General features: G+C 39.3%; 4 protein-coding genes. All 4 read right to left on the minus strand.

The features are described 5' to 3' along the window. Positions 1-69, minus strand: a 69-nt coding sequence (locus QZ548_RS09055) for a transcription termination/antitermination protein NusG (protein WP_367113082.1), incomplete at its 3' end; no start/stop codon positions are given. Between the two features lie 12 nt (positions 70-81). Continuing rightward, a complete protein-coding gene (gene secE, locus QZ548_RS08680; RefSeq protein WP_005385468.1) occupies positions 82-303 on the minus strand; it encodes a preprotein translocase subunit SecE in 222 nt (73 codons plus the stop codon). Between the two features lie 41 nt (positions 304-344). Next, a complete protein-coding gene (gene rpmG / locus QZ548_RS08685; RefSeq protein WP_004693530.1) occupies positions 345-494 on the minus strand; it encodes a 50S ribosomal protein L33 in 150 nt (49 codons plus the stop codon). A gap of 269 nt (positions 495-763) precedes the next feature. Then, entirely contained in the window at positions 764-3,001 is a 2,238-nt protein-coding gene (locus QZ548_RS08690; RefSeq protein WP_295802910.1) for a nitric-oxide reductase large subunit, read from the minus strand. Positions 3,002-3,157: the final 156 nt, after the last annotated feature.

Genomic DNA, 3,157 nt, shown 5'->3' on the forward strand with positions numbered 1-3,157 from the left:
AGTGGTTTTAACTTTATTTTCGTAGCCTGAATAGGTATGAATTACATACCACTTCTTATCTGCTTCCATGAAATGGCCCCCTTATCCAACAAAGTGCAACAACGTATTAAAAAGTTGGGCAAAGACTGCATCAAGTACATAAATAATAAAGGCGATAAAAATCGTCACTAAAAATACTACTATTGTGTAATTGATGAGTTCTTTTTTTGTTGGCCAGACTACTTTTTTTAGTTCAGCTTTCACACCGCGGAAGAATTTTCCAAATCCACCACGCTGCTGCACTGCTGAGTTAGACTTTGCCATTGTTTCACATCCTCAAATCAACAGGTAATGAATGATAAGAATTATTTTGTTTCACGGTGTAATGTATGTTTACCGCAGAATTTGCAATATTTCATCATTTCAATACGATCAGGATTGTTCTTTTTATTCTTGTTCGTTTGATAGTTACGTTGTTTGCAATCTGTGCAAGCTAAAGTAATGGCATTACGCATCCGGATACACCTCGCTTTTTATTTACTAATCTGTCTCTTGTACTCGAAAACGCTCGACTACATACTAAAGAAATATATCATACGTAGCAAGCGATGTCAAGAATTTTGAGCAACTCAAAAAAGCCAGGCACATGTACCTGACATGGATAGTATAACAAAAAATGGCGTTCCTTGTCTAGAAAGGAACGCCATTAATATGGTAATAAATTATCACATATTTTTCATACAATTTATGCCGTTAATGCATAGAATTATATTATGTCTATTAATTAGGATTTCTTCGGAAATAGAACTTTCACAATTTGCCAGAAGAATGCTACGGCACCAATGATTAGTATTGTATCACCAATCATACGAAGCCAACGCAAGTTTTGTAACAATGGTTGTTGCATGAATTCTTCGCTACGTGCAAACCACAAGCCATGTGTAATGCTTGCCCACGCTTGGATAAGACCTATCGGCAATAAGCTAATGAGCACCATTAAGGCAAGGCCTATATTGAGAGCCCAGAACCCGAATTTCATCAATTTATCGTTGAATTCTACTTCAGGTCGAATATAACGAGCAATAAGGAATACAAAGCCTAAGCTTAAGAAACCATATACGCCAAACAATGCAGTATGCGCATGTACTGCAGTTGTATTAAGACCTTGAATGTAGAACAAGGATACAGGCATATTGATCAAGAAGCCAAACACCCCTGCACCTACTAGATTCCAGAAGGATACCGCAATAAAGCAGTACACAGGCCATTTCAAACGATGCATCCAAGGTGCGCTGTGAAGACGTGTATAGTTTTCAAAGGCTTCATAACCTAATAATACAAGTGGTACTACTTCCAATGCGGAGAAGGATGCGCCTGTCGCCACAATAGTAGATGTAACACCTGTAAAGTATAAATGATGGAATGTACCAGGAATACCACCAATGAGATAAATAGCACCAGAGGAAATGGCTGCCACTGTACCGGCACGATATGATACAAGCCCTAGTGTAACAAAGATAAATGCCATCAATGTAGTAGAGAATACTTCGAAGAAGCCTTCTACCCAAAGATGAATTACCCACCAACGCCAGTACTCCATAATTGCCAAATGGCTATGTTCACCATAGAACAAACCTGGACCATAGAAGATACCTACCATGATAACAGAGAAGATAAAGGCAGCAATAAGGTTTTTATCCCCTTTTTGTTTGAAAGCACCAATAATGCTACGTATCATGAGTACAAGCCAGAATAGAATACCAATGTATTCAATCCATTGCCAGATACGACCAAGCTCAATATATTCGTAACCTTGGTGTCCGAGAAGGAAATTCCAGGCTGCTGGAATTTGATGCGCTACACCTAAGTATGTGCCAGCAAAGGAACCAACTACGAGGACTACAAGCGCCCAGAATAAAATATCTACACCTAGCTTTTGATATTTAGGATCCTTACCACCATTAATAATTGGTGCCAAGAATAAACCAGCGCTTAAGAATGCCATAGCAATCCAGAACAAGGACGCCTGAATATGCCATGTACGGGCAATAGAATATGGGAAATATTGAGCTAAAGGAATACCATAGAACGCTTGACCTTCTACAGTATAGTGAGCAATGATACCACCCATCCCCAATTGGAATAAGAACAATGCTAGGATTGTAAATAAATATTTTCCTAATGAACGTTGAGATGGAGTTAAGGTAATCTTGCTAATTGGATCTTCTGCTGGTGGAACCAATGCATGTTCGTCGTCTTTCTTACCAAAGGACCACAACCATACAACTACACCTATGCCACATAATAAAATGATGACACTCACAACAGACCAGGCAACACTTTCAGGTGTTGGATTATGATCCAATAACGGTTCATGTGGCCAGTTATTAGTGTATGTCGCATCTGTACCAGGACGTTGGGTAGATGCCATCCACGTAGTCCAGAAGAAGAAACGAGCCATATCGATGCGGTCTTGTAACTCAGGCAATGTATTGTCCTTCATTGCAAAATGATCACGAGTCAATGTCAACTCTGGATTATCACCATAAAGTTCAACAAAATAACGACCTGTAATATTCATCGCCGTAATGCGCTCTGGAGATAAAACCACGGTTCCATCATCGCGAACTGCACTACCTAGATATTCTTCTTTTACCACTTCTTTAACTGCTGCTTGTTGTGCAGGTCCTAATTGGTTATAAAGAGCACCAAAAGCCTCTTGCGACTTAATATCCAACATTATAGATACTTCTTTATGCAACCAATCTGCTGTCCAATCAGGTGCTTGATAAGCGCCATGACCTAAAACCGTCCCCACAGATTGACCACCTGTAGATTGCCATGCCGATTGACCATGTAAAATATCTTCCTTAGTGAACAAGACCTGTCCATCTTGAGATACATACGCAGTCGGCACCGGCGGTGCTTGATGATACACATCAGTACCTAGATAACCAAGGATTGAAAAACCAATGATAAGTACGGCTACTACAGCTATCCAATACTTTTTGTATTCACCCATCACTTTACCTCCTTTTCTAAAAAACACAAAAGGAGGGCTTTTGCCCTCCTTAAGATTATAATAGCACCAGTCAAAGATAGTTTCTGTATCTTTGGTTACAAATGTAATAAACAATATATAAATTAACATAAAAATAGGACCCCATTGGGGTCCTAT

It is taken from the genome of uncultured Veillonella sp., assembly GCF_915069625.1.
Lineage (GTDB): Bacteria > Bacillota > Negativicutes > Veillonellales > Veillonellaceae > Veillonella.

Coding starts and splice junctions, on each gene's coding strand:
- secE (WP_005385468.1), bottom strand. CDS start 303: ATGGCAAAGTCTAACTCAGCAGTGCAGCAGCGTGGTGGATTTGGAAAA.
- rpmG (WP_004693530.1), bottom strand. CDS start 494: ATGCGTAATGCCATTACTTTAGCTTGCACAGATTGCAAACAACGTAAC.
- QZ548_RS08690 (WP_295802910.1), bottom strand. CDS start 3,001: ATGGGTGAATACAAAAAGTATTGGATAGCTGTAGTAGCCGTACTTATC.